Origin of the sequence: Aquirufa sp. (genome assembly GCF_044377215.1) — a bacterium.
Taxonomy (GTDB): domain Bacteria; phylum Bacteroidota; class Bacteroidia; order Cytophagales; family Spirosomataceae; genus Aquirufa.
In genome coordinates, this window is sequence record NZ_JBILJM010000033.1 from 1 (window position 1) to 25,843 (window position 25,843).

Sequence of the window (25,843 nt, forward strand, 5' to 3'; positions counted from 1 at the left end):
TTCTAGCATTTATTTTAATAGTTTTCTTAATTGGTGCACAAGTAAGAATGTAAAACTAATAATTCGACTAAAGGACTTAAAATAATTTAAAATCAAGTAGTTATTGTTTCTTATCCTTGAAAATGCGAGTGATTCCCCGTTATAATTTTGATTAACTGATTTGCCATCTAACATATTAATTAGATTATTTTTTATTGCATATTCACCTGTAATTTGATTTGAATAAAGTGGCGAATAATAAATACAATTCTCAAAGAATACATGAGTTACTTGTGATAATCGTGTCCTATTCTCATCAATAATTTTGCTGCCACCATGTATCACATTAGACGACCAAATTAATACGTCTCCTTTTTTTGCTTTAAATGTGAATTTATTTGGATTGATTACTTTTACATATTCTTCCATATATCGCTCATATTCCGAATAATTTTTCCAAGTAGCATAACTAGATGTTTTACGTACATGTTGGAATTTTATCTCAGGTAACTTGTGTGATTTAGGATAGTAAAAAAGTGGACCATTGGTTTCATCTACATCCTCTAATGCAACCCAAATGCCGCACATATATTTTTCAGGAAAACTTGAGAAATGAATAGAATCTGAGTGAGCCGCTTGCGTACTTCCTTTTTTAAAGTTTAATGTTTGAAATGGTATGGGATTTCTATCATATAGCACTTTAAGCAAATCTAAAATCCTTTGATCAGTAGCAATATCTTTTGAAATCTCCGATACCTTCCACAAATCTTGAATACGATTTTCGTCAACAGCAATTTCTTTACCATCACCATTGAAACCTTTGTTGAAGATGTCTACTACTAATCTATCCGCTTGTTCCTCTGTAAAGTGATTTTTCAAAACTGCGTATCCATTTTCATTATAATATTTCGCTATTTCTTTATATTCAACACTAAGTTGTTTTGATTCGAGTATCTTTTCAAAAAACGGTGATTCAATCCAAGGTAAATTGCATGAAATGTTTTCAAGTACTTTCATTTTGATTTGAGATTATAATTGGGGGGGGGGATTTTTTTAAATTATATATATGGAGATATTTTAAAGATATTTTTGCTGCTTAATTTTCGAAATTTAATAAATTTTACTTCTAAAGAGAATATATAAATTATTTTTAAAATAAAATTAGTAGCCTTTATGATTTATCGTTTATAGACAATATGCATGTAATGAAGTTTGATAAAATTTCATGCTTGGTTTAGTTTCCTTTTGAAATTAATAATTCATAGCCAACAAAAAACCCCCGACATTTCTGTCGAGGGTAGAAGAGCCTCCTGTCGGGATCGAACCAACGACCTACTGATTACAAATCAGTTGCTCTACCAGCTGAGCTAAGGAGGCGCATTTGAGAATACAAAAGTAGTATTATTCTCCTAAATCGCAAAATCGATTTCTAAAAATCTTAACTTTTTTTCAGTTTTTCCAATTCTTTTTCAGCCGCTTCAATTTTCTTTTCTACGTCAGCACGTAGCTTATCACTATTTTTCGACTTCGCAAAGAACTCTAAGTTATTGGTTAACACCGCAATATCATTTTCCAAGGTTTGAATCTTCTTGCGGTTATCTGCCGATGGAGCAGAGCCTTCGGAAGCTGAACTTGACGACTCATTTTTCAATGATTTCAATTCAAATCCCCACGCCGCTAATTGCTCTTTCGGCTGTGTCCGAGCCAAATCAATTAACGCATTCCATGAATTTCGGAAACTCTCCTGAATCGTTTTTACATCTCTACGCGGTACAAACCCAATGGCATCCCAGTTGGCCTTGATCGTGCCCAACTTCGCTAATGAACTTGGATCGGTCAACATCGCCGCCATTTCCGTCAATATTGCCTGCTTCGCAACTAAATTTGCTTCAAACTCTTCATCCTTTGCACCCTTAGATGCAGAACGCTTTAAGTTGAAATATGCATCACAAGCCGCTTTGAATTTGGTATAAATACTATCCTTCTGCTTCTCCGGAACATGACCAATATCTTTCCACTTTTTCTGCAATTCAATTACCTGTTGGGTGATTTCTGCCGTATCCGTTCCCACCGCCACAATACCTTCCACCTGCTCAATTAACAATTGCTTCGCGGCCAAATTGGCCTTACGCTCCGCATCAATCTTCGAGAAAAACTCACTCTTATGCTTGAAAAACAACTTTAAATCTGCCCAAAATTGATGACTAACATCCTTTCCTCCATCGCGTGGCATACCACCCTTTAATTTCCCCCACTGTTCTTGTATGGCTAAAACCGCCTTGGAGGCTTGGTTCCATTCGGTGATCGTCGCCGACTGGAATGCCGCGTACGTATGCATCAAATCCCCCAACTCCTTTTTGATCTTCAAATTCTCCTCAAATACAGCTTTATTGGCATCATTAATTTGACGCTTTTGCTCAAATAAAACATCCAAGGATTTCTTTACCCGCTGCCACATCGCTTCATTTTCCTCCCGCTGCGCTGGTCCAATATGCTTATACTCATTAAATAATTCCTCCGCTTCCTTCAATAGGGCAGGAACTTTAGTCGAAGCAGCTACAGAAGCTGCTAATTTTTCCAATTTGGCAGCAATGATTTCTTTTGCCTGTAAATTCTTCTTGCGATCTAATTCCAACAGCTCATAAAAGATGGAACGGTTTGAATAAAAACGGTCAACTAATGCATGGTAGGATTGCCAAAGTGTCTGGTTCATCGGCCCTTGGACAGAACCCAATCCTTTCCACTCTTCTTGTATCTTTTTAAACGCTTTGAAACTCGCATTTACATGCGCCGGATCCGAATAATCATCCGCATCCACTAGGGTTCTTAATTCATTTATCAAACGCGTTTTGCCTTCTAATGCTTTTTCACGGGCCTTTTCCAAGGTTTGGAAAAAAGCTTGCTTCTCAGTCCGAAGACTAGCTAAAATTTGTTCTACCGCATGAATCGCCTCATCTTTGAAATCAAATCCTTCATCAGAACCTTCATTGGCCGATTTAAACGCTTCAATTGCTGCTTGCTTTTCAGCTTGCTTCAATTGGTTCCACGCCTCTTTGACCTCTTTTGTGATTTCATCTACTTTTTTATAGGTAGCTGCATGCGCATGTGCCGACGCGATTTCTTTGATCTTGCCAAAGTAGGTTAAGAAATTATCCTTCGTAGCCACCGCCAAATCAAATAGAGGATATTCCACCTCTTTTACGGGCGCAGGCGCTACTACTTCTTTCGAAATCATTTCAACTATCTCCACTGGTGCTGGTTCCTGCACTTCTTCAGAAAGTACTTTAACTGTTTCCACTGGAGCTGGATCGGGCACTTCTTCGGAAATTATTTCAACTGTCTCCGCTGGAGCTGGTTCCTGCACTTCTACGGAAAGTATTTCTTCCGTCTCTGTTGGTGCAGCCGCATCTACTTCATTCGAAAGTATTTCTGTTGGCTCCGATGATGGTACGGGTACGTTTTCCTCTTCAGCTGGATTTTGATCAGTCGTCATGTTGTCGTTGTTTGCGTTTTTAAACTAATTTTTCAAAAATACGCTCCATCGATACCGCATAACCTAATTTTTCTTTTAGGTCCGCGATAGAAATGCGCTCTTGGGTCATGGTATTGCGATCCCGCACCGTTACCGTTTGATCTTCCATCGTTTGGTAATCGACTACGACGCAATACGGCGTCCCAATTAAATCTTGACGGGTATAGCGCTTGCCAATTGCTCCACCATCGTCGTAGGTTGTATTAAAGGCAAATTTTAATTGATTCGTAATTTCTTGTGCTTTCTCCGCCAATCCATCTTTCTTCACCAAAGGCAATACTGCCACTTTCGTAGGCGCCAAAGCCGGATGAATATTTAAGTAAACGCGTTGTTTCAAACTTTCACCCTCACCCGTCGTTTCATCAGTATATGCATTGCACAAAATCGCTAAAAACAAACGGTCAGCTCCCACCGAGGTCTCAACCACGTACGGAATATAGTTCTGATTTATTTCTGGGTCAAAATATTGCTGCTTTTTCTTTGATAATTCTTGATGTGCCTTTAAATCAAAGTCGGTGCGCGAATGTATCCCCTCCATCTCCTTAAACCCAAATGGAAACTTATATTCAATATCTACCGCCGCATTCGCATAATGCGCTAATTTATCATGATCATGGAATTTCAAGGAATCAGCCGGTAAGCCGATCGCCTGGTGAAACTTCATCCGCGTCTCTTTCCATTTGTTGTACCAATCCATCTCCGTACCAGGACGTACAAAAAATTGCATTTCCATTTGTTCGAATTCACGCATACGGAAGATGAAATTTCGTGCAACAATCTCGTTACGGAAGGCTTTGCCGATTTGCGCAATACCAAACGGCACCTTCATGCGGCCCGTTTTCTGCACATTCAAGAAATTAACAAAAATACCCTGCGCCGTCTCTGGACGTAAATAAATTAAGGATGCATCTTCAGATACGGCACCCACTTGGGTCGAAAACATCAAGTTAAACTGACGTACTTCGGTCCAATTCGCCGTGCCCGAAACTGGGCATTTAATGTTTTGATCAATGATTAACTGACGAACAGCCTCTAAATCTCCCGCATCCAATCCTTTCGCCATCGCCTGCATTAAGGCTTTTGCCTCAGCTGCTTTTCCTTCATCTTCTAGGGCAGCAGAACGCTCCTCCAACAAGGTATCCGCACGGTAACGCTTCTTCGAATCTTTGTTGTCAATCATCGGATCGTTGAAAGAATCCACGTGTCCAGAGGCCTTCCATGTTAATGGATGCATGAAAATAGATGCGTCTAGGCCAACTACGTTGTCATTCAACATTGTCATTGCCTTATACCAAACATTCTTAAGGTTATTTTTTAATTCAACACCATTTTGACCGTAATCGTAAACAGCTTGCAAGCCATCATAAATTTCCGAAGACGGGAATACGAAACCGTATTCTTTGGCATGCGAAATAATATCTTTTAATGCTGAGGCGGTATCCTGTTTTTTCTGCTCCATGTAATCCATTCAAATTTAGTCCGCAATTTACCGAAAAGAATGAAAGTATGCGGCTTAGCAAAGATTTTTCTTAATTTTGCAAGTTCATTTTTTTATATGCAGCAAATTCTTTGTCTTCATTTTTCTGGTTCATCAAACGCCATTGAAAGCGTTCGGAAAATTCGCGCCATGCAAGACACATATCCGGATGCTGAAATACATGTCTATTGTTCCATTGAATTTCCTGAGGTTTTTAGCCTTGTATTAGATCGCGCATTGATTCACAACGAGAAACCCCGTGGTATTTCGTTTGATAAAATTTATGATTTAAGCCCGGCGTCAACCACCCTATGGACTAAATTGACGATTGGCTCCTGGCCAAAGCCGTGGACCGAGATGGCCTCGGTTGATTTTATCAAAGAGGTCCCTGCATTTGACCTAGCCTCCAAAGGAATTACAGGAAAATATATCGTTTATGCGTTGGAAGGCGAGTTTGTAACTCAAGTATTGGACTACCCAAACATCGTTCGTCTCCTTGATAAATTAGATACGTCAATCATTTTACTTGGTAATTCTTGGGATGAAAATCTGGGGTATCGATTCAATAAAATATTCCCAGAAAAAGTACATAACCTCTGTAAGGTCCACTCACACTCGGAAATGGCTGCCATCATGCGCGGTGCGGAATTCATTATTACCCACGATTCACCCATGCTCGAAATCGCACAAATATTGGGGAAAAAGACGTTTGCTATTTTTGGGCCAACAACCTCTACTTTACCTGCAAGCGATTCGCTTACAATCTTAGAAAATAAAGGGCTGGGTTGTCGGCCATGCCAACCGAAACTTCGCAACTATTGTCCTTTAAATCACTTTCATTGTATGAAAGACATTGACTTGATCCCAATCATTCACGCTTCAAAAACGCTATGAAAAAGGTTTCTTTTGCCTTAGTTCAGTTAAATTGCTCGACCGATGTAGCCACGAATATAGCTAAAACGGTGCAAGCAATTCGCGATGCAGCAGCTCGCGGTGCGCAGGTAATCTGCTTACAAGAATTGTTCAGCTCGGTGTATTTCTGCTACGAAGAAAATACGGCGTTTTTTGATTTGGCTGAAGCGATTCCAGGTCCAAGCACGGATATGTTTGGCAGTTTAGCGAAGGAATTGAATGTCGTAATTATCGCTTCGTTGTTTGAAAAACGGGCCGCGGGTTTATTTCACAATACGACGGCGGTGATTGATGCCGATGGGTCTTACCTAGGTAAGTACCGTAAAATGCACATTCCAGACGATCCTGGCTATTACGAGAAATATTACTTTACACCAGGCGATTTAGGTTACCAAGTGTTTAATACAAAATATGCCAAAGTCGGCGTGTTGATTTGTTGGGACCAATGGTATCCAGAAGCAGCCCGACTAACCGCCTTGCAAGGTGCGGAGGTGCTCGTGTATCCGACAGCGATTGGTTGGGACATGGAAGAGCAAAATTCCGAAATCAATCGCGAGCAATATCAAGCTTGGCAAACCATTCAGCGTTCGCATGCCATTGCGAATGGGGTTCCTGTTGTCTCGGTCAACCGGGTTGGCGTTGAAAATGGGCAGCAATTTTGGGGTGGTAGTTTTGTCGCCAATGCCGGCGGACGCATCATTTTCCAAGCGCCACATGACGTGGAGGAAGTTGCCATTGTGGACGTGGACGTAGAGTCAAGCGAATACTACCGCAAGACCTGGCCTTTCCTGCGTGATCGTCGCATCGATTCCTACCAAGATATCACTAAACGCTTCATCGATTGAATTATATAATTAGCCTCACTCGTTTGTACGCTTTTTGGCTAATCTTCTTTTTGGTCGAACGTATCATCTTTGTTATTCGATTTTGGGATACCATAACCGAAAATGGAAGCTCAGAGGTATTTGCCATATTTCAATCAGCTTTGCGCCTCGATGCATCCATGACGGGTTATGTGCTTATTATTCCTGTTTTACTCTGGGTGGCGGAAATAGTCGCTGGTAAATCCCTTGTTTCCCCACGTTTTTTGATTGCGTACCAACGGTTTTTTATTGGCCTATTTGCCCTTATTGGGGCCGTAAATTTGAATATTTACCAGGAGTGGGGAGCGAAGGTCAACTATAAAGTATTCAAAATATTTTTTAATTATCCGTATGAATCGACGATTTCGAGCTTGGAAACGGGTATCGGCCTGACAGTTGGGATATTACTTTTTCAGGTCCTGTTTTTTGGTTGGCTAATCAAATTCTTTATTCGTCCTACCTTTCAATTACATCCGTGGTTCATACGTCCGGTACTCAGTTTGTTGGTTTTAGGGCTAACATTTTTGAGCGTCCGAGGCGGCTGGCAATTAGCTCCTATCAGTCAAAGTATGGCGTATTTTTCTTCCAAGCCTATCCTAAACCATGCCGCAGTGAATACTTCCTGGAATTTGGCGCAAGATGTGACGAATAATTTAGCTGGAAATGTAGGCGAATTTCATTACTTACCGGATTCTCAAGTAGATTCGATACTACATATGTATCAGTCAGGAGATTCGCTGGCCCGAACGGAAATACTCACCAATAAGCGTCCCAATGTTGTCTTCATTATCTTGGAAAGTTTCACGGCTGATGTCGTAGCATCATTAGGGGGTGAGTCGGGAATAAGTGCCGAATTAGGGCAATTGATGCAGCAGGGTGTATCTTTTACGAATTTGTATGCTTCGGGAGATCGAACAGATAAGGGCTTAATTGCAGTGATGAGTGCATTTCCAGCCCAGGCAACAAAAAGCATTATTTCCGAGACGGATAAGCAGGAAAAATTACCTTCAGTCGCTCAAGTATTTAAAGAACAAGGCTATCAAACTGCCTTCATGTATGGGGGTGAAAGTGAGTTTTTTGGGTTTAAGCCCTATGTGCTGAGTCATGGGTTTGATCATTCTACCGATAAGCATGCGTTCGCGCCCGAGGATCAGAATTCAAAATGGGGTGCGCATGATGGTGTCGTTTTTAAGCGATTTAAAAAGCAGTTGAGTCAATTAAAACAGCCGTTTTTTGCGACAATGCTCACGCTTTCGAATCATGAGCCATTTGAAATTCCGGAGACTCCGCGCTTTCCAGGGACCGATTTACCGAATCTTTTTCGGAGCACGGCCTTTTATACCGATAAATCCTTGGGTGCTTTTATCCGTTCTGCACGCAAAGAGTCTTGGTTTAAAAATACTTTGTTTGTCATTGTGGCTGACCATGGTCACCGCTTGCCTAAGGAGAAATATGCGATTTCGGAATCACAACGCTTTCATATTCCTTTGGTGCTTTTTGGTGATGTGATCAAACCTGAATTTCGTGGAAAACAGCTACCCGTATTTGGTAGCCAAACGGATATCGCCAAAACCGTGTTAGGCCAATTGGGCTTGGATGGCAGTCGGTTTGCCTTTAGTCAAGATTTATTTGCCACGCATCCAGATCGAGGATATGCATTCTTTGACTGGGATAATGGTTTCGGAGTAATCAGTAAACAAGGGTTTACCAGTTATGATAATGCAGGCAAGCGCCTGATCAAGCAGGAGGGAAGTACGCGTTTATTGCCCTTTGGTCAAGCGTACATGCAAAAAGTATTTGCTACATACTTGAGTTATTAAGCGAGTATGCTTAAATCTTGAATGGTGATTGTCTTCTGTGTTTGAAACCCTTCTCCATAGGTCACCCCAATCTTGTGGCCCATTTCGCGGGCACGTGCTTCGATGAAGTGTAAGAATTCTGGACTCGAAATATAGGAAGCTGGTTCGTTTGAATTAGGATCAAAAAACTGGCTACGAAACGCGCGAATTGCCGCTTCTTTCATTGACCAATGTTCTGTAATATCAATCACAAAATCAGGTTCCAAGTACCTGTCCTGAATGTAATGAAAGACTTGCTTGGGGCGCCATTCTGTTTGTTTTTCGCCATTTTGTGACGTTTCAATCTTACGCAATCCACTTAAAAAACAAGCATCTATGGCCAATTGGGCCCCTTTTCCGTGGTCGGGGTGCCTATCTTCCAATGCATTAGCTAATACAATATCTGGCTTATAGGCCCGAATGACTTCAATTAATTTCAGTTGGCTCACCTGATCATTCACAAAAAAACCATCCGCCAAACCTATATTCTCACGTACTTGAATACCCAATATTTCCGTCGCCGCTGAAGATTCAGCTAACCGAATTTCCGGAGTTCCGCGCGTCCCTAATTCCCCACGTGTAAAATCGACGATACCTACTTTTTTGCCTAGGGCCAAATGCTTACGAATCGTTCCCGAGCAAGCTAACTCTGCATCATCTGGATGCGCGGCCATCACTAATATGTCAAGTTTCATCGGTCGTTAAGATTTAGTGAATGCGAAGTCTTCTGCCAGCTCGAATGGTAGAGGATAGGCGCAGGCCGTTTAATTTGGCTAATTTATTCACCGATATACCTGCACGTTGCGCGATGGTATACAATGAATCTCCTGAACGAACTTTAACCCAAGCTTTCCGGCGGGTTTTGATTTTGTCACCCACGCTTCCATATTCATTACGAAGGGAAAGTGCACGGGCATTAAATGTTTGGGCTGTGATTAATAAATGGTCCGACAATGGTTCGCCCGTCCCAAAATTATAAACTTGATTTGGGTTGAAGGGGTTTCCCTCATACCGTGTTTCAAAGTGCAAGTGAGAACCTGTACTCCGACCCGTATTTCCACCTAGACCAATTTCATCTCCCGCCTTAACGAAAGTTCCTGGTTCTAGATTTTGCTTGGAAAGGTGTCCATAAAGTGTTTCTAATCCATTATAGTGACGAACCACCATAAATTTACCGTATCCACCCCAGTCCACACTAGCCACACGAACAATTCCATCAAACGCTGAATAAACCGGGTAACCTGTCTCTAAATCTAAATCCACTCCGGCATGTAAACGGCCCCAGCGCGGTCCAAATGGACTTGTTTGTTTTATTGAGGCTAAAGGTGGAGACCAGTTACGGCCAGCAGGTAAATTGTATAATTCTAAATCAACGGGCTCATCAAAATCCTTTGCGTTGATATCGTATGGATCAATACTTTTGGTATCCCAAATCGAATAATAGGACGCCACTGATACGAAATCTTCCGATCCCACCGGCGCATTTTCTTCCTCAATTTCCACAACCAAAGCCTCACCCTCATCTATCGAGGTGGTATCGAAATTACTAATCGTCGGATTAAGGATTTTCAACGGTTCATATTTGCGTTCCTGCAGCTCCGATCCCTGAATGGCCGTCGCCGTACTTTCGCCCTCTGTCCGAAAAGTTAAAGGAGGTAGTTCGTCTAAATCGTTCTTTTTAGCGGAATTGTTTTGATACAAGTTGGCATTCGACTTGAAATCAATCTTCGTATTCTTCTTAAATAACTTTTTTTCTTGGGCATACGTACTCAAGGTCACAAAGACAAGCACTAATCCCCAAACTAGTTTTTTGATACTCATGAAATCGTATTAATGTAAATTGCTAGCGGCCAACCATCTTTCCGCGTCTAAAGCAGCCATGCAGCCACTTCCTGCCGCCGTAACGGCTTGTCGGTACATCGAATCCTGCACATCCCCACACGCGAAAACGCCTGGGATGTTTGTCTTACTTGTACCTTTTTCTGTGATTAGGTATTCTTGAGCATCCATGTCCAATTGGCCTTTAAAGATGCTGGTATTCGGTTGGTGGCCAATCGCCACAAAAAATCCAGTTAACGCAATTTCCTCAGTCGCTTGGCTTACATTATTTTTAATGCGAATGCCCGTCACGCCATTGGCATCACCTAAAATTTCTTCTGTTTCTGAATTCCAATGAATCGTGATTTTCGGATTCTTTTTTACCCGCTCCTGCATGATTAAAGATGCACGCATTTCGTCCCGACGAACAATCAGGTGCACTTGGGTACATAAATTAGCTAGGTAACTTGCCTCTTCAGCTGCGGTGTCACCGGCGCCAACAACCGCAACGGTTTGATTCCGGTAGAAAAATCCATCACAAACAGCACAAGCCGAAACACCTAAACCATTGTACGTTGTTTCCCCCTCAAGTCCAAGCCATTTAGCCGATGCTCCCGTGGCAATAATAACTGAATCAGCTAAAATTTCAGTGCTTTCATCGATCCAAACTTTCTTCGGTTGGCTTGAAAAATCAACTTTCGTTGCCATACCAAAACGTACATCCGTTCCAAAACGCTTCGCTTGAGTCTCTAAATCAACCATCATGGTTGGCCCATCTACACCTTGCGGATAGCCTGGAAAATTGTCAACTTCCGTTGTCGTCGTTAACTGACCACCTGGCTGTCCTCCCATGTACATAACAGGATTTAATCCAGCACGTGACGCGTAAATTGCGGCCGTATATCCCGCAGGTCCAGAACCAATAATTAAGCATTTAATTGAAGAAGCCATAGCTGATAAAAATTCGTTGAAATGAGCCGACAAAATTCGGCAAATAAGTGCAGAATGCCAAACGATGAAAATTTCAGTTTAGTTCCTTACATTTGTTTCAACCTCTTTACCAACGAATGAAATCAAAGAATATTACACACAACCTTACCTTTTGGGTGCTTTTATCAATCTTGATTGGCGTGCTTGTCGGCCATTTTGCACCTTCCATCGCTTTATACCCTGTTTTTGAAAGCAAAATAAGCTATAGCTTATTGGGTGCCGATTTAGCTTTTGGCCCCACGCTGAGCGAAGTTTTTAGTGGTATTTTTATCAGTCTTGTTAAATTATTTATTCATCCCATCATCTTTCTGACGATCAGTTTAGGAATCGTGAATATGGGAAATTTAAAGAAGGTCGGCCGGGTAGGCGGAAAGGCATTATTGTATTTTGAGGTAGTTACCACAGTTGCCTTATTAATCGGTTTACTCGTTTCAAATATATTAACTCCAGGTGAGGGCGTTATTCGGGGCGATGTTGCTGGTGGCGATATTTCTAAATACACCTCGAAGGCCGCTTCGTTCAGTTGGATCTTATTTCTAAAAGAAAATTTCACCATTCAAGTTTTAGGCTTCTCTTTATTTTTTGGTACGTTCCTGAATTTTGTTCGCGGTAAAGCCAAAATGGTTTCAGGAATGCATCAAGCATCGGACTGGGTATTTAAAGCCTTGCATGCGATCATGTATTTGGCCCCTTTGGGAGCTTTAGGCGGTATGGCGTATACGATTGGTAAATTTGGTATTCACTCGTTATTGCCCCTCGCGAAACTGATGGTTTCTGTTTATGCTACCATGGCCATTTTCATTTTTGTGGTCCTTGGTTTAATCATGCGTAATTGCGGCGAGCGCATAGGTAAATTCTTAAGCTACATCAAAGAAGAGTTATTGATCGTTTTAGGAACCTCATCTTCAGAAGCAGCTTTACCTTCACTCATGTTGAAGTTGGAGAAAATGGGCTGTTCTAAATCCGTTGTAGGTCTTGTAGTCCCTGCAGGTTATTCTTTTAACCTAGACGGTACCAGTATTTACTTGTCCATGGCCACTTTATTTCTAGCCCAAGTGTATGGAATCCAATTGAATTGGGAGCAATTACTGACAATCATCGGGGTACTGATGGTAACCTCCAAAGGTGCCGCTGGTGTGACTGGGAGTGGATTTGTCGTTTTGGCATCTACGCTGACGGCATTGCAGGTTATCCCATTGGAAGGCTTAGCATTGCTCTTAGGCGTAGATCGCTTTATGTCGGAGGCGCGTGCGATCACTAACTTTATTGGCAATGGCGTGGCAACGGTTTGGTTAGCGAAACACGAAGGGGAATTTAATCCACCGGTTACGGATTAGCCCGCATCCAATCCGCACGAAGTTTCAATTGTTCAGGCGTCGGGTATAGTAAAGGACGAATTGCCGACTTGCTTACCTGTGAAATAGGTGTAAAAGGTGCCTTTAGCGTGACAGAGGTGTATCCCCCCGATTCATTTGGACGAGCTACCTCTAACGTAAACATGTCGCCTCGTTGGATGATTTGTAAGATCTTCTTCATGTTTTTGCCGAAGTTCTCCATGTCGATCGGTAAGCCATTTAAGCTGATAAATTCATCTTTAACTTGTAAGCCGAGCGCTTCACCCTGCGCATTAATCGCGGATTTACTTTCCACATACGCGCGCTTCGTTTCCATCTTGATGGCTAAGCCCTGCGGATCAAAACCAGGGGATTTAATTTCTTCTTTTTGCGTGGTGTCCCACGTATAGCCGATATGCTGCAACCATGCGTCGATCGGCAAGGCTTCATTGCCCGCTACATATTGTTTAAAGAAATCACGCAAAGCTGGCATTTTCGTCATGCGCACCAAAGCCTCAAACAATTCATCATCCTTGAATGATTTATTCGGTCCGTACGTCTTAGCCAGTTCAGTCATCATTTGTTGCGTTCCATAGGCTCCGTTAGACTGTTGGCGCAAGAACAAATCCAATCCCCAACCAATCAACGCGCCTTTTTGGTACACATTCCCATATTGTTCTTTGTGCTTCCCTAAGACTTGTTGGCTCATCACCGTAAATGGAACCTTCGCATCATATTGCATATCCATTGTTTCTTTTTTCTCTTGAATGGTCTTAAAGAAATCATTCCACGTGGTCAGCTCGTATTTTGCTTGCATGTGGTGTGCTGCATATTCCGTCAAGCCTTCGTATAACCACAAGTGCTGGGACATCTTAGGTTCATTAAAATCAAAGGATCCGATTTCCTCCGAGTGAATCGATAGAGGCGTTACAATATGAAAAAACTCGTGTGCGCAGACATCACGAATAGTTTGGCTGAGTTGGTCTGCGTTTCCTTCAGGTAGGTAATAGAACGAGGATTGCGCGTGTTCGAGTGCTCCGTAGCTTCCGCCTTTCAGATTGTCTGAGAGCACTACTAAAAAAGCATACCGCTTGACGGGCAACTTTCCGCCCAGGTATTTCCGTTGGGCATCGAGCAGTGGTTCAACTTTCGCAGCGACTTGTTTGGCGCTCAATGTATTATTAGGAGAATACAGGGAGATGATAATTTCTGTTTCGCCCATCATTATTTTGGCGGTATCCGCTGGTGAATACATGATTGGGGAATCCACTAATTCTTGGTAGGATGCTGCTAAATAGGTATCCACATCACCTTGGGTGGTATTCTTTAGGGAGCTGACGCCCACTAAATGGCTCGGTTTTTCTATTTGTAATTTAATGCGTTGTTTTTCCTGACCGCTCACATAGCCCAAAATGGTATGTGTATTCAACGCAAACAAGGTGTCTTTTTGAAAGTTACTACCTGCTGGTTCGAAGATATATTCGCCTTTCACTTCGGGACTATCCCAGGTATCATTCGCCTCATAACGTACATAGGCTAATTTAGTCGCATCTGAAATCTGGTATTGATTGACATTTTTCTTCGTTACCGGAAGTGATTTTCCTTGTTGGTCGAATGCCTGAAAATTGACTATATAACGCCCATAATCATAATTGGCATACGTTCCCGGCACAATCTTTGGGAAGTTAACCTGAATGCTTTTTTGTTTTTGCGGCGGGAAATTCATTTGGATTTTCAACCGGTCTTCAGTTACGTCTTTTAGATTGATTTGGACGTTGAACCCTTGACCAAAAACGGTGGTTCCCATGCAAAGGAGACAAGCGAGTATGAATTTCTGCATATTAGTTTTTATAGTTGATCGCGGTCTGTGGATCGATTTTTGTAATAAAGTGTGTCGGAATGTAAATGATGAGACTAACTAAAGCACAGGTGCTCAAGTTAACCCAAACCCACGTCAACCAGTCCCAATAAATCGGTACTGAATTCATGTAATAATTTAGTGGGTCAAGCGGAATGAGGTGGTAGGTGGCTTGAAGCCAACAAAAACCCATGGCGATGATATTACCCAGTAGCAATCCTCTCAACAGGATAAAGAAACCGTTCCACCAGAAAATGCTACGAATCTGTGACGCTGAACTGCCAATTGCCTTCAGTAAACCCACCATGGGGATACGTTCCATGATTAATACCCACAAGGTGGCAATAAGGTTGAAGCAAGCGACAATGAGCAATAGCGAGATGAAAATGACAATGTTGCGATCGAGCATTTGCATCCAATCAAATAAGGCTGGGAAAAGTTCTACTTTGGTTTCTAGTTTCCACGTAGGATCGAGCGTTTTTGTCAATCGGTTCGCGGCGATGTTTAGGTCTACCGGTTGCTTCAAATAGATTTCATAAGTTCCAATAGAATCAGCGGTATACCCATTCATTTTTTGTACCCAAGCGCGATCAGCTAGTACAAAAAGCTTATCTAATTCCTCGAGTCCAGTTTCATATATCCCTTGTACCTGTACTTTTCGAGGTCTGTTCGGCTGGTTGAGGAAATATAGTATCAGCGATCCATTCACCCGCACTTTTAATTGTTGGGCTAATTCCTGACTCAATATGACGCTTTGGCCCTTTTTCATTTGCCCGCTTCCGGCAATGATATTTTGATTTACTTGTGCCAAAGGCATATCTGCACCGATTCCTTTAATCACGACACCCGCGAGTCCTTTTTCGCCCACGAGGATACCTGGTTTTTGGACGTGCGCTTGGAGATGGTCGACGTACGGATGGTTGCGGATTGTTTTTTCCCAGGCTTCGTTTCGTTGCATGGGGGATTCGGAAAGTGAGTGATTTCCGGAAATTTGGCTAATGCGCAGGTCGCCAGAGAAATTCGTAATCTTTTGTATGATGGCATTTTTAAAGCCAAAAAGGATAGAAAAGGCCACTAAAATAATGCAAGTTCCCAAGGCAATGGTGCCAATGCCCACATACGTAACCGTCTTAGAGAATGAAGTCTCGTGGGTATTTCGAATGCGACGGGCAACGAACAGGGGGAAATTCACGGCTATTATTTTTATAAAAATTATCGGATATTTGAACCTTCTAATCCGAAGCGCAAAGAAAATGGGAATGGCTCGAAACTACAAGTTAATAGCAGTATTGTTTTTGATGGCAATGCAAGGGATTTTCGCGCAAGCGATTCCCGGGGCATATCAAACAAATCGTTATTTTTCATTACTTAAAGGGAAGTCGGTGGGCCTCGTGGTCAACCATACGTCGGTGATTGGATCGACGCATTTGGCCGACAGCCTTTTGCGGGCGGGTATTTCAGTCAAGCGTGTCTTCGCACCTGAGCACGGATTTCGGGGAACAGCGGATGCCGGTGCGCATATTGATAATGAGGTCGATCGCCAAACGGGCTTACCCTTGATTTCCTTATACGGAAAGCATAAAAAGCCTACTCCAGAAGATTTGCAGGGTTTAGATGTGGTGGTTTTCGATATTCAAGATGTAGGTGCTCGGTTCTATACGTATAGCTCAACCTTGTTTTATGTCATGGAGGCTTGTGCAGAGAATAAGGTAAAATTATTGATTTTAGATCGGGCAAATCCAAATGGTCATTATGTGGACGGTCCGGTTTTAGATCGCAAATTTGCTTCGTTTGTTGGCCTAAATCCCATTCCCGTCGTGCACGGTTTAACGATGGGGGAGTTTGCGGGCATGATTAATGGAGAGGGTTGGCTGGCCAACGGCCTCACCTGTGATGTCCAAGTGATTGCTTGTCGGTCTTACAAACATCGGAATGCAGTTCCGCTTACGATTGCACCATCTCCAAATTTACCGAATGATCAGTCTATCGGTTTATATCCTTCACTTTGTTTGTTGGAGCCTACCATCGTCAGTGTGGGTCGTGGCACCTTGACGCAATTTCAAGTACTGGGGACACCCAATCCGGTGGCAGGCTCGTATACGTTTACACCGGTTCCTACGCCTGGGGCGATGGACCCTCCTTTGAAGGATCAATTGTGTTATGGCCTTGATTTACGCGGGGTTAATACCAGGGAACTTGGTTTCTCATTGAAATACTTGATTCATTTCTTTCAGGCGACTGGTAGTAAGGAATCCTTTTTTACTTCGGCTTCTTTTTTTGATAAATTAGCAGGAACGGATTCGATACGTTTACAGATGCTGGCTGGAAAATCAGAATCTGAAATTCGGGCCTCGTGGCAACCGGCATTGGAGGCCTATAAAAAAATGCGTAAACGCTATTTAATTTATCGCGATTGATAGCCTGTTTTTCCTCATAAATTGCGACCTTTGCCGTTTATTTTTAAGCAAAAAGCTTTATGGCGGAAAAAATTATCATTCTTGACTTTGGTTCTCAGGTGACGCAATTGATTGCGCGTCGTATCCGTGAGACTCAAGTATATTGCGAAATTCATCCATTTAATCACATTCCTGAGTTGGACGATTCTGTCAAAGGCATCATCTTATCGGGTAGTCCATGTTCGGTACGTGAGGCGGATTCTCCGCGGGTGAATTTAGAGCAATTTGGTAATCGGCCTATTTTAGGAATTTGCTATGGTGCGCAGCTACTTGCCTATTTAGGTGGAGGCTCTGTGGAGGCGTCTGATCACCGGGAGTATGGGCGTGCACATATGACAACGGTAAAATCGAGTCCATTGTTGGCAGGGTTATCTTCAAATTCGCAAGTTTGGATGTCGCATGGTGATACGATTATGGAATTGCCAGCGCAATATGAGGTGATTGGTTCGACGGAGTCGGTACGTGTGGCGGCATTCGCACATGTGGACAAGCCGATTTACGCGATTCAATTCCATCCGGAAGTAACACATTCCTTGGAGGGTGGTGCGTTGATCAAAAACTTTGTGGTCAACATTTGTGGATGTGCGCAAACATGGACGTCGGATTCATTTGTGGATCGTACGGTGGCGGAATTGAAAGCTAAATTAGGTAACGATAAAGTGGTGTTGGGTCTATCCGGTGGGGTAGATAGTTCAGTTGCTGCGGTGTTATTGCATCGGGCGATTGGTAAGAATTTATACTGCATATTCGTGGATAATGGATTGTTGCGCAAGGATGAATTTGAGCAAGTATTAGAATCATATACGGAGCTAGGTTTAAATGTCAAAGGCGTCAATAGCAAGCAATTGTTTTACGATGCCTTGAAGGGATTGAAGGATCCTGAAGATAAGCGGAAGGCTATTGGCAAAACATTTATTGAGGTTTTTGATCACGAGGCGCATCTAATTGAAGGTGTGGCTTGGTTAGGTCAGGGTACGATTTACCCCGATAAAATTGAGTCGGTGTCATTAAAAGGACCAAGTGCGACCATCAAATCGCACCATAACGTAGGCGGCTTGCCAGACTTCATGAAATTGAAAGTCGTGGAGCCCTTAGAAGCCTTGTTTAAAGATGAGGTACGTTTAGTAGGTAAGACGTTGGGTGTCCCTAAAGATATATTAGGACGTCATCCATTTCCGGGACCGGGTTTGGGAATTCGTATTTTGGGTGATATTACGCCAGAGAAAGTGGAGATCTTGCAAAAAGTGGATGCCATCTTTATCAATGGCTTGAAGGAAGATGGTTTATATGATCAGGTTTGGCAGGCAGGAGCAATTCTATTGCCTATTCAATCGGTCGGTGTTATGGGTGATGAGCGTACGTATGAGCAGGTAGTTGCCCTTCGTGCGGTGAGTAGTGTGGATGGGATGACTGCCGACTGGTGTCATTTGCCTTACGAGTTCTTAGGACGTATTTCCAATGAAATTATCAATAAGGTCAAAGGTGTAAATCGCGTGGTCTATGATATTTCTTCGAAACCACCGGCAACGATTGAGTGGGAGTAAGCATGTAGAGACGCGATACTTGAGGTGCACCCATTTTATTGGACGTGAAGTATCGCGTCTCTACATTATTTATCTAGCATATATGCTAGCCAAATATATAATGGTCTCCGTCGCTTTTTGCATATCCTGCACGGAAACCCATTCCTGCTTACTGTGGAAGGCATGTTCACCGGCAAAGATATTCGGGCAGGGAAGTCCCATAAATGTCAAACGCGAACCATCAGTACCTCCGCGAATCGAACAGGTTTCAGGTTTCAATCCCGCTAATTTCATCGCTTCCATCACATATTCCATGCACTGCGGATGATCTTTCAAGATCTCATACATGTTTCGGTATTGTTCATTTTGCTCGAAAGTAGCTGAAGCATTCGGGTAGTTAGCTAAGACCTTTTGGCTGATAGATTGAATTAATTCCCCATATTCGGCCAATTTAGCTGTGTCAAAATCCCGTAAAATAAAATCTATGCGCGCTTCCTCCACGGAACCTTGAATATCCGTCGGGTGAATAAATCCTTGTTTGCCTTCGGTCGTTTCTGGGCTCAATGTGTCTTTCGGTAAAGCAGCGATAATTTCTGCGGCAATTTTCAAGGCACTTTCCATGCGGCCTTTGGCAAAACCAGGATGTTGGGAGATGCCTTGAATGTAGACGCTAAATCCATCGGCTGAAAAAGTCTCATTTTCTAAGTGTCCTCGCTTTTCACCGTCCAGCGTATACCCGTAGGTGGCGTTGATTTTGGAAAGGTCGATGTGGTCTGTGCCGCGGCCAACCTCCTCATCGGGGGTGAAAACGATAGAAATAGGACCATGGGGTACTTCGGGATGGGCCACCCAAAAGGCAAGTGCATCCATAATTTCGGCTACCCCAGCTTTATTATCTGCCCCTAAAAGTGTTTTGCCACTAGCTGTAATGATATCATTTCCATATTGTTCTACTAAATCGGGATGCTCGGAAGCCCGAATAATAACGCTGGTGTCATCGGGTAACACGAGATCCTGTCCTTGGTAGTTGGCATGCACGATCGGTTTTACATCTGCTCCCGAACAATCTGGTGAGGTATCCATGTGCGCACAAAAACAAATCGTAGGTGTTTCATGCGAGACGTTGCTAGGTAAAAACGTGTAGACATAACCGTAATGGTCAAGTTCTGCGTTTGCTAGTCCTAATTCTTTGAGTTCAGCTATTAAAATCGTTCCTAAATTCTTCTGTTTTTCGGTCGAAGGGCTCTGCAGGGAACGCGGATCTGATTGGGTATCAATTTGCACATAGCGAAGAAATCGTTCGGTCGATGTGAAGGTGTATTTTTTGAATAAATCAGATATAGCACTCATAAAATTCAATTTATTTGAAATATTAGAAGAAAAAATTGTGTTAAAAGAATTAATTTTAATAGGATTTATAAAGGTAATTAACCTTTCAAATTATCGTATTATCTTAGGCCTTTGAATTTGAGAAACTGTTCCAATCTGTTTCCTGACTCGTAACTCTGTTATCATTATATTTTTAAGATTATGTCTCAAAATGCAGTTATTCAAGTAGATGGTAAAAGTTTTGATTTTCCCACTTTGGAGGGAAGTGAACACGAGAAAGCCATCGATATTGGCAAGTTACGTGATTTGACGGGTTATGTTACCTACGATCCAGGCTATAAAAACACGGGTGCAACCAAGAGTGCTATTACATTTTTAGATGGTGAAGAAGGAATTCTTAGACATTGTGGTTACAGTATTGAGGAATTAGCTGATCAAGCTAGTTTTCTAGAAGTAGCTTATTTATTACTAAACGGCGAATTACCTACACAAGCGCAGCTTAATGCGTTCGAGGAATCCATCAAAAAATATTCAGTTTGCAATCAAGCTTTATTGAAAATTGCGGAGGCAATTCCTTCTTATACACATCCAATGAGCGAGTTATCTGCTCTTGTAGGTTTAATGGAAGGCCAATATGCTAGCAATGAATCAGCGGAAAATATCCTACGTTTATTAGCTGCTTTGCCAATATTCGCTGCTTGGAATTATAAAAAATCAATTGGAGAACCGATTGTCGCGCCAGATCAATCGTTGGATTACTGCTCAAACTTCTTGAAAATGATGTTTGCTAAACCAGGCGAAGCATATCAAGTAGATCCAATTGTTTCAAAAGCGCTTAATAAGTTGTTGATTTTGCATGCGGATCATGAACAAAATTGTTCTACCTCCACAGTTCGCCTAATTGGCTCATCTCATGCAAGTGTTTTCTCTTCTATCTCAGGAGGTATTCAAGCTTTATTTGGTCCGCTGCATGGTGGTGCCAATCAAGCCGTTATCGAAATGCTAGAAGAAATTAAGCAAGCCGGTGGCGACACACAAAAATTTGTTGAAAAAGCAAAAGATAAAAACTCAGGTTTCCGCTTAATGGGTTTTGGTCACCGGGTTTACAAGAACTTTGATCCACGTGCACGTATTATTAAAGTAGCTGCAGATGATGTATTGACTGCTTTGGGTGTGAAAGATCCAGTTTTAACTATCGCGCAAGAATTAGAAGCTGCTGCGTTGAGCGATGATTATTTCGTAGCTCGTAAGTTGTATCCGAATGTGGATTTCTATTCAGGTATTATTTACCGTGCGTTACATATACCAACAAACATGTTTACGATTCTTTTCGCGATCGGTCGTTTGCCGGGTTGGATTGCACAACACAAAGAAATGATGACAAATAAGGAGCCGATTGGCCGACCAAGACAAATTTATGTAGGAGCAACTCCACGTGCATTTGTACCGATGTCACAGCGCTAATTAGTTCTTAAATAACGTTAAAAAGGCCCTTGCTTGCAGGGGCCTTTTTGTTTTATCCCTCAATTCCCAGTATTTTTGCACCCTATGATTCGAAAAAATAGGTTCATTTTTAGTGCATTATGCTTGTTGGCCTCCTTCATGGGCAACGCGCAAATCCAAAAAGGCTTAGGTACGTTTTACCACATCAGACATTGGGGAGGACGCACGTACTCAGGAGAAAAATACCATCCATACGTTTATTCAGCTGCCCATAAATCCTATCCAATGGGATCTTGGGTAGAGGTAACTTTAGTTAAAACAGCTAAAAAAGTAGTTGTGCGCGTGAATGATCGCGGTCCATTTATACGTGGTGGTGTGATCGATGTATCTAAATGTGCTGCTCAAGATCTGGGTTTAGTGCCTTTCGGTATTTCTAAAGTCGAATTGAGACTTTTATCCCCAGAAGAAATAACGGATTCATTGAAAATTTCTTGGGCCCAACGCGACTCCGTTGGCCGAGCGGAACATCCAATCGCTCCCAAAAAGAAGAAGTCTTCGCGTAAAAAGCGCAAAAAGAAAAAAGTGCGTCGTTAATTCAAACGTAGCCGTATTTCAATTCTGCGGTTCATTTGTCGGTTTAGTTTTTCCTTCGGAACCGTATTGCCCATTCCTTGTGTTTGAATTCGATCGGACGAAATACCTAATTTCATCAAATATATTTTGACAGCTAAGGCCCGTTTTTCAGATAATATTTGATTACTGGATGCATTTCCGATGTCATCCGTATGCCCTTGTATATCAATAGATTGCGATGGGTTTTCCTGTAGGTAAGTCGCTAATTTGGCTAAACAATCAGGAATAGGTTCGGTTAAATTCCAAGCATTATTCGCAAACTGAATGACTTCAAAATTGAGCGAGTCAAATTCAATCCGTTTAACTTTAGCTTTAAGCCAAGTTTCAGGCGAAATCCAAACGCGTGCAATATCCAATTCGCGTTCTGTTACTAAAGACTTCCGTGAAATGAAATAAGAATTTACTTCAGGACCTATGCTTATTCCCGCATCGTGACTCGATGTATTTAACACGTGAAGAGCTACGGGGTGTTCGTCTGAACGGAGTGGATATCTCGTTTGGTAATAATCAAGACCACCTTTTCCGTTTGATTTACTACTTGAAAATAGGAATACAGAATGATTGGCTACTATGTAAGGGCCTTGTTCATCTTCGTTTGAGTTTATGTGGTTACCTAAATTTTTGGGTGTATTCCAGCGTCCTTGGTCATCTTTTTCACTTACCCAAATATCCCGCTTCCCGAATCCACCCACTCTATCCGATGAAAAATAAAGTTTTGTTCCATCTGGACTTATATGTGGCTGCCCTTCCCATTCATGCGAGTTGATTAAAAAACCCAGGTTTTTGGGCTTTGACCAGGCTTCTCCGATCCATTGACTTTCGTACAAATCACAACCACCAAAACTATTGGGGTATTCGCAGGCTGAAAAATAAAGTGATTTGCCATCCCGACTAACACTCGGTGTTCCCTCATTATTCTCTCGATTAATATTGATTAGAGGTACTGGGGCTTCAAAATGCTGCCCATTCCAATGGGCTACAAATAGTTCTTCATCTGATTTAGCCGCTTTGCGAATGGTCATGTAGAGGTTTTGACTGACTACATTAAAATGTGGAAAGTATTGGGTGCGCTGTAAATTTAGTTCCGTAATAGGCGAGGGGAGGCTGTCCAGCGGCATGCAAAAAGCGACAAAGGGAATGAGCCAGGCCAACATACCTTAGGGGATTTGTAGGAACTTATGGGTTTGAACCGATATGCGCCATTGGGGATTTGATTTGACAAAATCGACAATCAATGGATTGATTGTTTCTTGTTTAGACCACTCGGGTTGTAAATATAAGGCCGCCTCTGATGGAATCTTATCTGCCCAAGCTGTTGCCCAAGCCATATCTGAGGGATGAAAAATCACCACTTTTAATTCATTCACCTGGTGAAGAATGGCAGGATTAGGTTCCTTGAATTTTTTCGGAGAGAAACAAATCCAATCCCAAGTGCCTGTTACTTCCTCACAGACTCCTGAAGTTTCGATATTGGTCTGAAATCCTGCTTCTTTAAGTGCTTCAGTTAAGGGTCCTAAATCGTGCATTAATGGCTCTCCGCCCGTAATTACGACTAGCCGGCCTGGAAATGCCAGTGCTTCATTGACTAATTCGCCAACTGATTTGCGGGGATGTGTGTCTACTGGCCAAGATTCTTTGACATCGCACCAGTGACAACCGACGTCACAGCCACCCAAACGAATAAAATAGGCGGCATGCCCTTGATATTTTCCCTCGCCTTGAATCGTGTAAAAAGATTCCATGACAGGGTATTCAAAAACATCTAATTTTGCGCCTGTTTTTATATCTTTGATTTTGGATTGCATATTGACCTGAAATTCCCAGTAAAAATACGGGTTGATTTGTAATTTAACTAATCAGGATTCGTTCTAGCGTTAGCTTAGAATTCTTTTTAATCTTTTTCATGTCAAAAGCATCACGTACACGTCCATATTGGAATGTTCTTTTCGTAGTCTTTACGGCTATGATGCTGAGTGCTTGTTGGTCCGCCCGCTGTCCCCGCGAAACTTGTCGGGTGCGCGTTGAACACCGGCATGGAGAAGGGTATTACCGTCCACGCGAGGCTATGTCTTGGATGTGGACGCCGCGTTATAAACACGTCAGGGTGGGTGCTAATGGCCAGAAAGAGATTGTGACCATCAAACCTTGGTATAAAATTTTAGCACGAAAAAAACCAGCTCCAGTAGCTGCCAAGCCACGTTAATATGTCGCATGTCAATGTAGGGGCTGCCGTTTTAAATCAGACTCCTTTAGACTGGGAAGGAAATTACCTTCGAATTAAATCAGCTTTATCGGAAGCGGAATCAGCCGGCGTGCAGGTACTTTGTTTTCCTGAAATGTGTTTAACGGGATATGGCTGTGAGGATCAGTTTTTAGCCCCCTTTACAGAAACCAAAGCGATTGAATACCTCCATAAATTGGCCTCCGAAACTACGTCCATGTTCATTTGGGTCGGTTTACCGATGCGCCACGAAGGTCAATTGTACAATGTCGTCGCTGGAATAACAGCTGGGAAAGTAGTCGCTTTGATCCCCAAACAGCATTTAGCTGATGATGGTGTCCATTATGAGCCTCGTTGGTTTACCCCCTGGCCCGTAGGAAAACGCTCCCAGTGGCAAGGCATACCTTTTGGCGATTACCGTGTCCGTATAGGTTCATGGACGATGGGTGTTGAAATTTGTCAGGATGCTTGGGAAGGCGATAAACGACCCGCACATGCGCTAGCTAAACGCGGTGTTTCATTGGTAGTTAATCCGACGGCTTCACATTTTTCATTTGGAAAATCGAAGGTACGTCAAAACCTAACTCGTGAAGGATCCCGAATTATTGATGGGGTCTATGTTTTTGCCAATTTATTGGGAAATGAATCTGGTCGTGTGATTTTTGATGGCGATGCCTATGTGGCAAAGCAAGGCGAAGTCATCTGTCAAACCAATCGTTTTTCCCTGAACAATCATGAACTGATTTACGCCTCTGTGGAATTAAAATCGGTCAATGATGCAGGGGATGATATGATTTCATTGCCTGCAATGGAAGAGGCTCAGGGTGTTTCGCAGCGTTTTGTGGCGGCCAACTGGGAATCTTCGGAATATATAAAGGAAGAAGAATTTGCGCGGGCGGTTTCGTTAGGTTTGTGGGATTATGTGCGCAAATCTAATTCGTATGGTTTTGTGATTTCACTTTCAGGAGGCGCAGATTCATCCGCGATTGCTTCATTATGTTATTTAGCATCTCATTTAGCCGAACAGCAGCTTGGTTGGGAAGAGATGAAAAAGCGTTTGACATACATCCCATGGATGGATTCTATGCCAAATTCAAAAGCATTTGTCAAGCGTTTCATTCGTACTTTATATCAAGGTACAGTCAATTCTTCCAGTGAAACGCGTGCCTCAGCTCAAACGTTGGCTAATTGCATTGGTTCGGATCATTCCGAAATTCAGATAGATGGTTTGGTGGCGGAGTATCGCCAACTCATCGAAGGGGCGATTGGTCGTGAATTGAGCTGGGAAACGGATGACATTACCTTACAAAATGTGCAGGCACGTGTTCGTGCCCCGAGTGCATGGATGTTGGCCAATATTAATAATGCCCTCCTTTTAGCCACATCAAATCGTTCGGAAGCGAGTGTGGGTTATGCCACCATGGACGGCGATACGTCGGGTTCCATCTCGCCAATTGCAGGAATTGATAAAAGTTTTATTCGCGTTTGGTTGAAATGGATGCAAGAAATTGGCTTAGAAAGCACTTGGAAGGTTTCAGGTTTATCTGGTGTGAATGCCTTGGAGCCGAGTGCGGAATTGCGGCCTTTGGATTCGAAGCAGGTAGATGAAGAAGATTTGATGCCATATCCAATCCTAA

At 42.5% G+C, this 25,843-nt stretch carries 21 protein-coding genes and 1 tRNA gene; 10 read left to right on the top strand and 12 right to left on the bottom strand.

Annotated elements, in window-relative coordinates:
• Nucleotides 1-9 precede the first annotated feature (9 nt).
• From ACIQ6T_RS09420 to ACIQ6T_RS09435, 4 genes are all read right to left on the bottom strand, one after another.
• Complete coding sequence (locus tag ACIQ6T_RS09420; RefSeq protein WP_395785759.1) at nucleotides 10-996, bottom strand: phytanoyl-CoA dioxygenase family protein; 987 nt, start codon at nucleotides 994-996, stop codon at nucleotides 10-12.
• Nucleotides 997-1,283: 287 nt separating this feature from the next.
• Nucleotides 1,284-1,356, bottom strand: a tRNA-Thr gene (locus ACIQ6T_RS09425).
• 61 nt (nucleotides 1,357-1,417) lie between these two features.
• Nucleotides 1,418-3,472 (bottom strand): DUF349 domain-containing protein, encoded by a 2,055-nt coding sequence (locus tag ACIQ6T_RS09430; protein ID WP_395785761.1) that lies wholly within the window; start codon nucleotides 3,470-3,472, stop codon nucleotides 1,418-1,420.
• Between the two features lie 19 nt (nucleotides 3,473-3,491).
• Nucleotides 3,492-4,970 carry a glycine--tRNA ligase gene (locus tag ACIQ6T_RS09435; RefSeq protein ID WP_395785763.1) on the bottom strand — a complete coding sequence of 493 codons (1,479 nt, stop codon included), beginning with the start codon at nucleotides 4,968-4,970 and terminating at the stop codon, nucleotides 3,492-3,494.
• A 96-nt stretch (nucleotides 4,971-5,066) separates the two neighbouring features.
• On the opposite strand from ACIQ6T_RS09435, the gene ACIQ6T_RS09440 reads away from it, so the two are divergent.
• Genes ACIQ6T_RS09440 through ACIQ6T_RS09450 form a run of 3 tightly spaced genes read left to right on the top strand, consistent with a single transcriptional unit; the run spans nucleotide 5,067 to nucleotide 8,583 of the window.
• Nucleotides 5,067-5,882, top strand: a complete 816-nt coding sequence (locus tag ACIQ6T_RS09440; RefSeq protein WP_395785765.1) for a glycosyltransferase family 9 protein — start codon at nucleotides 5,067-5,069, stop codon at nucleotides 5,880-5,882.
• The gene (locus tag ACIQ6T_RS09445; RefSeq protein WP_395785767.1) at nucleotides 5,879-6,745 is read left to right on the top strand and encodes a carbon-nitrogen hydrolase; all 867 of its coding nucleotides are present in this window, start codon (nucleotides 5,879-5,881) and stop codon (nucleotides 6,743-6,745) included. Before ACIQ6T_RS09440 ends, ACIQ6T_RS09445 begins: the two co-directional genes overlap by 4 nt.
• Nucleotides 6,742-8,583, top strand: a complete 1,842-nt coding sequence (locus ACIQ6T_RS09450) for an LTA synthase family protein (RefSeq protein WP_395785769.1) — start codon at nucleotides 6,742-6,744, stop codon at nucleotides 8,581-8,583. Before ACIQ6T_RS09445 ends, ACIQ6T_RS09450 begins: the two co-directional genes overlap by 4 nt.
• On the opposite strand, the gene bshB1 is transcribed toward ACIQ6T_RS09450, so the two are convergent.
• From bshB1 to trxB, 3 genes are read right to left on the bottom strand one after another with little or no spacing between them, the layout of a single operon-like run.
• The gene (gene bshB1 / locus ACIQ6T_RS09455) at nucleotides 8,580-9,296 is read right to left on the bottom strand and encodes a bacillithiol biosynthesis deacetylase BshB1 (protein WP_395785771.1); all 717 of its coding nucleotides are present in this window, start codon (nucleotides 9,294-9,296) and stop codon (nucleotides 8,580-8,582) included. The two genes, ACIQ6T_RS09450 and bshB1, sit on opposite strands and share 4 nt — an antisense overlap.
• A gap of 13 nt (nucleotides 9,297-9,309) precedes the next feature.
• Entirely contained in the window at nucleotides 9,310-10,422 is a 1,113-nt protein-coding gene (locus ACIQ6T_RS09460) for a peptidoglycan DD-metalloendopeptidase family protein (protein ID WP_395785773.1), read from the bottom strand.
• Between the two features lie 9 nt (nucleotides 10,423-10,431).
• Nucleotides 10,432-11,370, bottom strand: a complete 939-nt coding sequence (trxB, locus tag ACIQ6T_RS09465) for a thioredoxin-disulfide reductase (protein WP_395785775.1) — start codon at nucleotides 11,368-11,370, stop codon at nucleotides 10,432-10,434.
• 116 nt (nucleotides 11,371-11,486) lie between these two features.
• Here trxB and ACIQ6T_RS09470 point away from each other — a divergent pair, with 116 nt between their 5' ends.
• A complete protein-coding gene (locus ACIQ6T_RS09470) occupies nucleotides 11,487-12,746 on the top strand; it encodes a cation:dicarboxylate symporter family transporter (protein ID WP_395785777.1) in 1,260 nt (419 codons plus the stop codon).
• Here the strand turns inward: ACIQ6T_RS09470 and ACIQ6T_RS09475 are convergent.
• On the bottom strand, nucleotides 12,736-14,583 hold the full coding sequence (locus ACIQ6T_RS09475) for a peptidase M61 (RefSeq protein ID WP_395785779.1): 1,848 nt from the start codon (nucleotides 14,581-14,583) through the stop codon (nucleotides 12,736-12,738). The two genes, ACIQ6T_RS09470 and ACIQ6T_RS09475, sit on opposite strands and share 11 nt — an antisense overlap.
• Nucleotide 14,584: 1 nt before the next feature.
• Complete coding sequence (locus ACIQ6T_RS09480; RefSeq protein WP_395785781.1) at nucleotides 14,585-15,793, bottom strand: ABC transporter permease; 1,209 nt, start codon at nucleotides 15,791-15,793, stop codon at nucleotides 14,585-14,587.
• 67 nt (nucleotides 15,794-15,860) lie between these two features.
• Between ACIQ6T_RS09480 and ACIQ6T_RS09485 the strand changes: the two genes are divergently transcribed.
• On the top strand, nucleotides 15,861-17,018 hold the full coding sequence (locus ACIQ6T_RS09485; RefSeq protein WP_395785783.1) for an exo-beta-N-acetylmuramidase NamZ domain-containing protein: 1,158 nt from the start codon (nucleotides 15,861-15,863) through the stop codon (nucleotides 17,016-17,018).
• A 59-nt stretch (nucleotides 17,019-17,077) separates the two neighbouring features.
• Nucleotides 17,078-18,601 carry a glutamine-hydrolyzing GMP synthase gene (gene guaA, locus ACIQ6T_RS09490; RefSeq protein WP_395785785.1) on the top strand — a complete coding sequence of 508 codons (1,524 nt, stop codon included), beginning with the start codon at nucleotides 17,078-17,080 and terminating at the stop codon, nucleotides 18,599-18,601.
• Between the two features lie 69 nt (nucleotides 18,602-18,670).
• Here guaA and pepT read toward each other — a convergent pair whose 3' ends face one another.
• On the bottom strand, nucleotides 18,671-19,930 hold the full coding sequence (pepT, locus tag ACIQ6T_RS09495) for a peptidase T (RefSeq protein ID WP_395785787.1): 1,260 nt from the start codon (nucleotides 19,928-19,930) through the stop codon (nucleotides 18,671-18,673).
• Between the two features lie 180 nt (nucleotides 19,931-20,110).
• Between pepT and ACIQ6T_RS09500 the strand changes: the two genes are divergently transcribed.
• Nucleotides 20,111-21,373: a citrate synthase gene (locus tag ACIQ6T_RS09500; protein WP_395785789.1), complete on the top strand. Its 1,263-nt coding sequence runs from the start codon at nucleotides 20,111-20,113 to the stop codon at nucleotides 21,371-21,373.
• A gap of 84 nt (nucleotides 21,374-21,457) precedes the next feature.
• Entirely contained in the window at nucleotides 21,458-21,946 is a 489-nt protein-coding gene (locus tag ACIQ6T_RS09505; RefSeq protein WP_395785791.1) for a septal ring lytic transglycosylase RlpA family protein, read from the top strand.
• Here ACIQ6T_RS09505 and ACIQ6T_RS09510 read toward each other — a convergent pair.
• Together ACIQ6T_RS09510 and ACIQ6T_RS09515 are read right to left on the bottom strand one after the other, a co-directional pair.
• Nucleotides 21,943-23,139, bottom strand: a complete 1,197-nt coding sequence (locus ACIQ6T_RS09510; RefSeq protein ID WP_395785793.1) for an OmpA family protein — start codon at nucleotides 23,137-23,139, stop codon at nucleotides 21,943-21,945. The two genes, ACIQ6T_RS09505 and ACIQ6T_RS09510, sit on opposite strands and share 4 nt — an antisense overlap.
• 3 nt (nucleotides 23,140-23,142) lie before the next feature.
• On the bottom strand, nucleotides 23,143-23,790 hold the full coding sequence (locus ACIQ6T_RS09515) for a 7-carboxy-7-deazaguanine synthase QueE (protein WP_395785795.1): 648 nt from the start codon (nucleotides 23,788-23,790) through the stop codon (nucleotides 23,143-23,145).
• 98 nt (nucleotides 23,791-23,888) lie between these two features.
• Between ACIQ6T_RS09515 and ACIQ6T_RS09520 the strand changes: the two genes are divergently transcribed.
• Together ACIQ6T_RS09520 and ACIQ6T_RS09525 are read left to right on the top strand one after the other, a co-directional pair.
• Nucleotides 23,889-24,188, top strand: a complete 300-nt coding sequence (locus ACIQ6T_RS09520; protein ID WP_395785797.1) for a hypothetical protein — start codon at nucleotides 23,889-23,891, stop codon at nucleotides 24,186-24,188.
• Between the two features lies 1 nt (nucleotide 24,189).
• A partial coding sequence (locus tag ACIQ6T_RS09525) for a nitrilase-related carbon-nitrogen hydrolase (RefSeq protein ID WP_395785799.1) occupies nucleotides 24,190-25,843 on the top strand: 1,654 nt, incomplete at its 3' end.

Coding starts and splice junctions, on each gene's coding strand:
- pepT (WP_395785787.1), bottom strand. CDS start 19,930: ATGAGTGCTATATCTGATTTATTCAAAAAATACACCTTCACATCGACC.
- trxB (WP_395785775.1), bottom strand. CDS start 11,370: ATGGCTTCTTCAATTAAATGCTTAATTATTGGTTCTGGACCTGCGGGA.
- ACIQ6T_RS09435 (WP_395785763.1), bottom strand. CDS start 4,970: ATGGAGCAGAAAAAACAGGATACCGCCTCAGCATTAAAAGATATTATT.
- ACIQ6T_RS09475 (WP_395785779.1), bottom strand. CDS start 14,583: ATGCAGAAATTCATACTCGCTTGTCTCCTTTGCATGGGAACCACCGTT.
- ACIQ6T_RS09485 (WP_395785783.1), top strand. CDS start 15,861: ATGGCTCGAAACTACAAGTTAATAGCAGTATTGTTTTTGATGGCAATG.
- ACIQ6T_RS09515 (WP_395785795.1), bottom strand. CDS start 23,790: ATGCAATCCAAAATCAAAGATATAAAAACAGGCGCAAAATTAGATGTT.
- ACIQ6T_RS09510 (WP_395785793.1), bottom strand. CDS start 23,139: ATGTTGGCCTGGCTCATTCCCTTTGTCGCTTTTTGCATGCCGCTGGAC.
- ACIQ6T_RS09430 (WP_395785761.1), bottom strand. CDS start 3,472: ATGACGACTGATCAAAATCCAGCTGAAGAGGAAAACGTACCCGTACCA.
- ACIQ6T_RS09520 (WP_395785797.1), top strand. CDS start 23,889: ATGTCAAAAGCATCACGTACACGTCCATATTGGAATGTTCTTTTCGTA.
- ACIQ6T_RS09445 (WP_395785767.1), top strand. CDS start 5,879: ATGAAAAAGGTTTCTTTTGCCTTAGTTCAGTTAAATTGCTCGACCGAT.
- ACIQ6T_RS09440 (WP_395785765.1), top strand. CDS start 5,067: ATGCAGCAAATTCTTTGTCTTCATTTTTCTGGTTCATCAAACGCCATT.
- ACIQ6T_RS09500 (WP_395785789.1), top strand. CDS start 20,111: ATGTCTCAAAATGCAGTTATTCAAGTAGATGGTAAAAGTTTTGATTTT.
- ACIQ6T_RS09420 (WP_395785759.1), bottom strand. CDS start 996: ATGAAAGTACTTGAAAACATTTCATGCAATTTACCTTGGATTGAATCA.
- ACIQ6T_RS09460 (WP_395785773.1), bottom strand. CDS start 10,422: ATGAGTATCAAAAAACTAGTTTGGGGATTAGTGCTTGTCTTTGTGACC.
- guaA (WP_395785785.1), top strand. CDS start 17,078: ATGGCGGAAAAAATTATCATTCTTGACTTTGGTTCTCAGGTGACGCAA.
- ACIQ6T_RS09505 (WP_395785791.1), top strand. CDS start 21,458: ATGATTCGAAAAAATAGGTTCATTTTTAGTGCATTATGCTTGTTGGCC.
- bshB1 (WP_395785771.1), bottom strand. CDS start 9,296: ATGAAACTTGACATATTAGTGATGGCCGCGCATCCAGATGATGCAGAG.
- ACIQ6T_RS09470 (WP_395785777.1), top strand. CDS start 11,487: ATGAAATCAAAGAATATTACACACAACCTTACCTTTTGGGTGCTTTTA.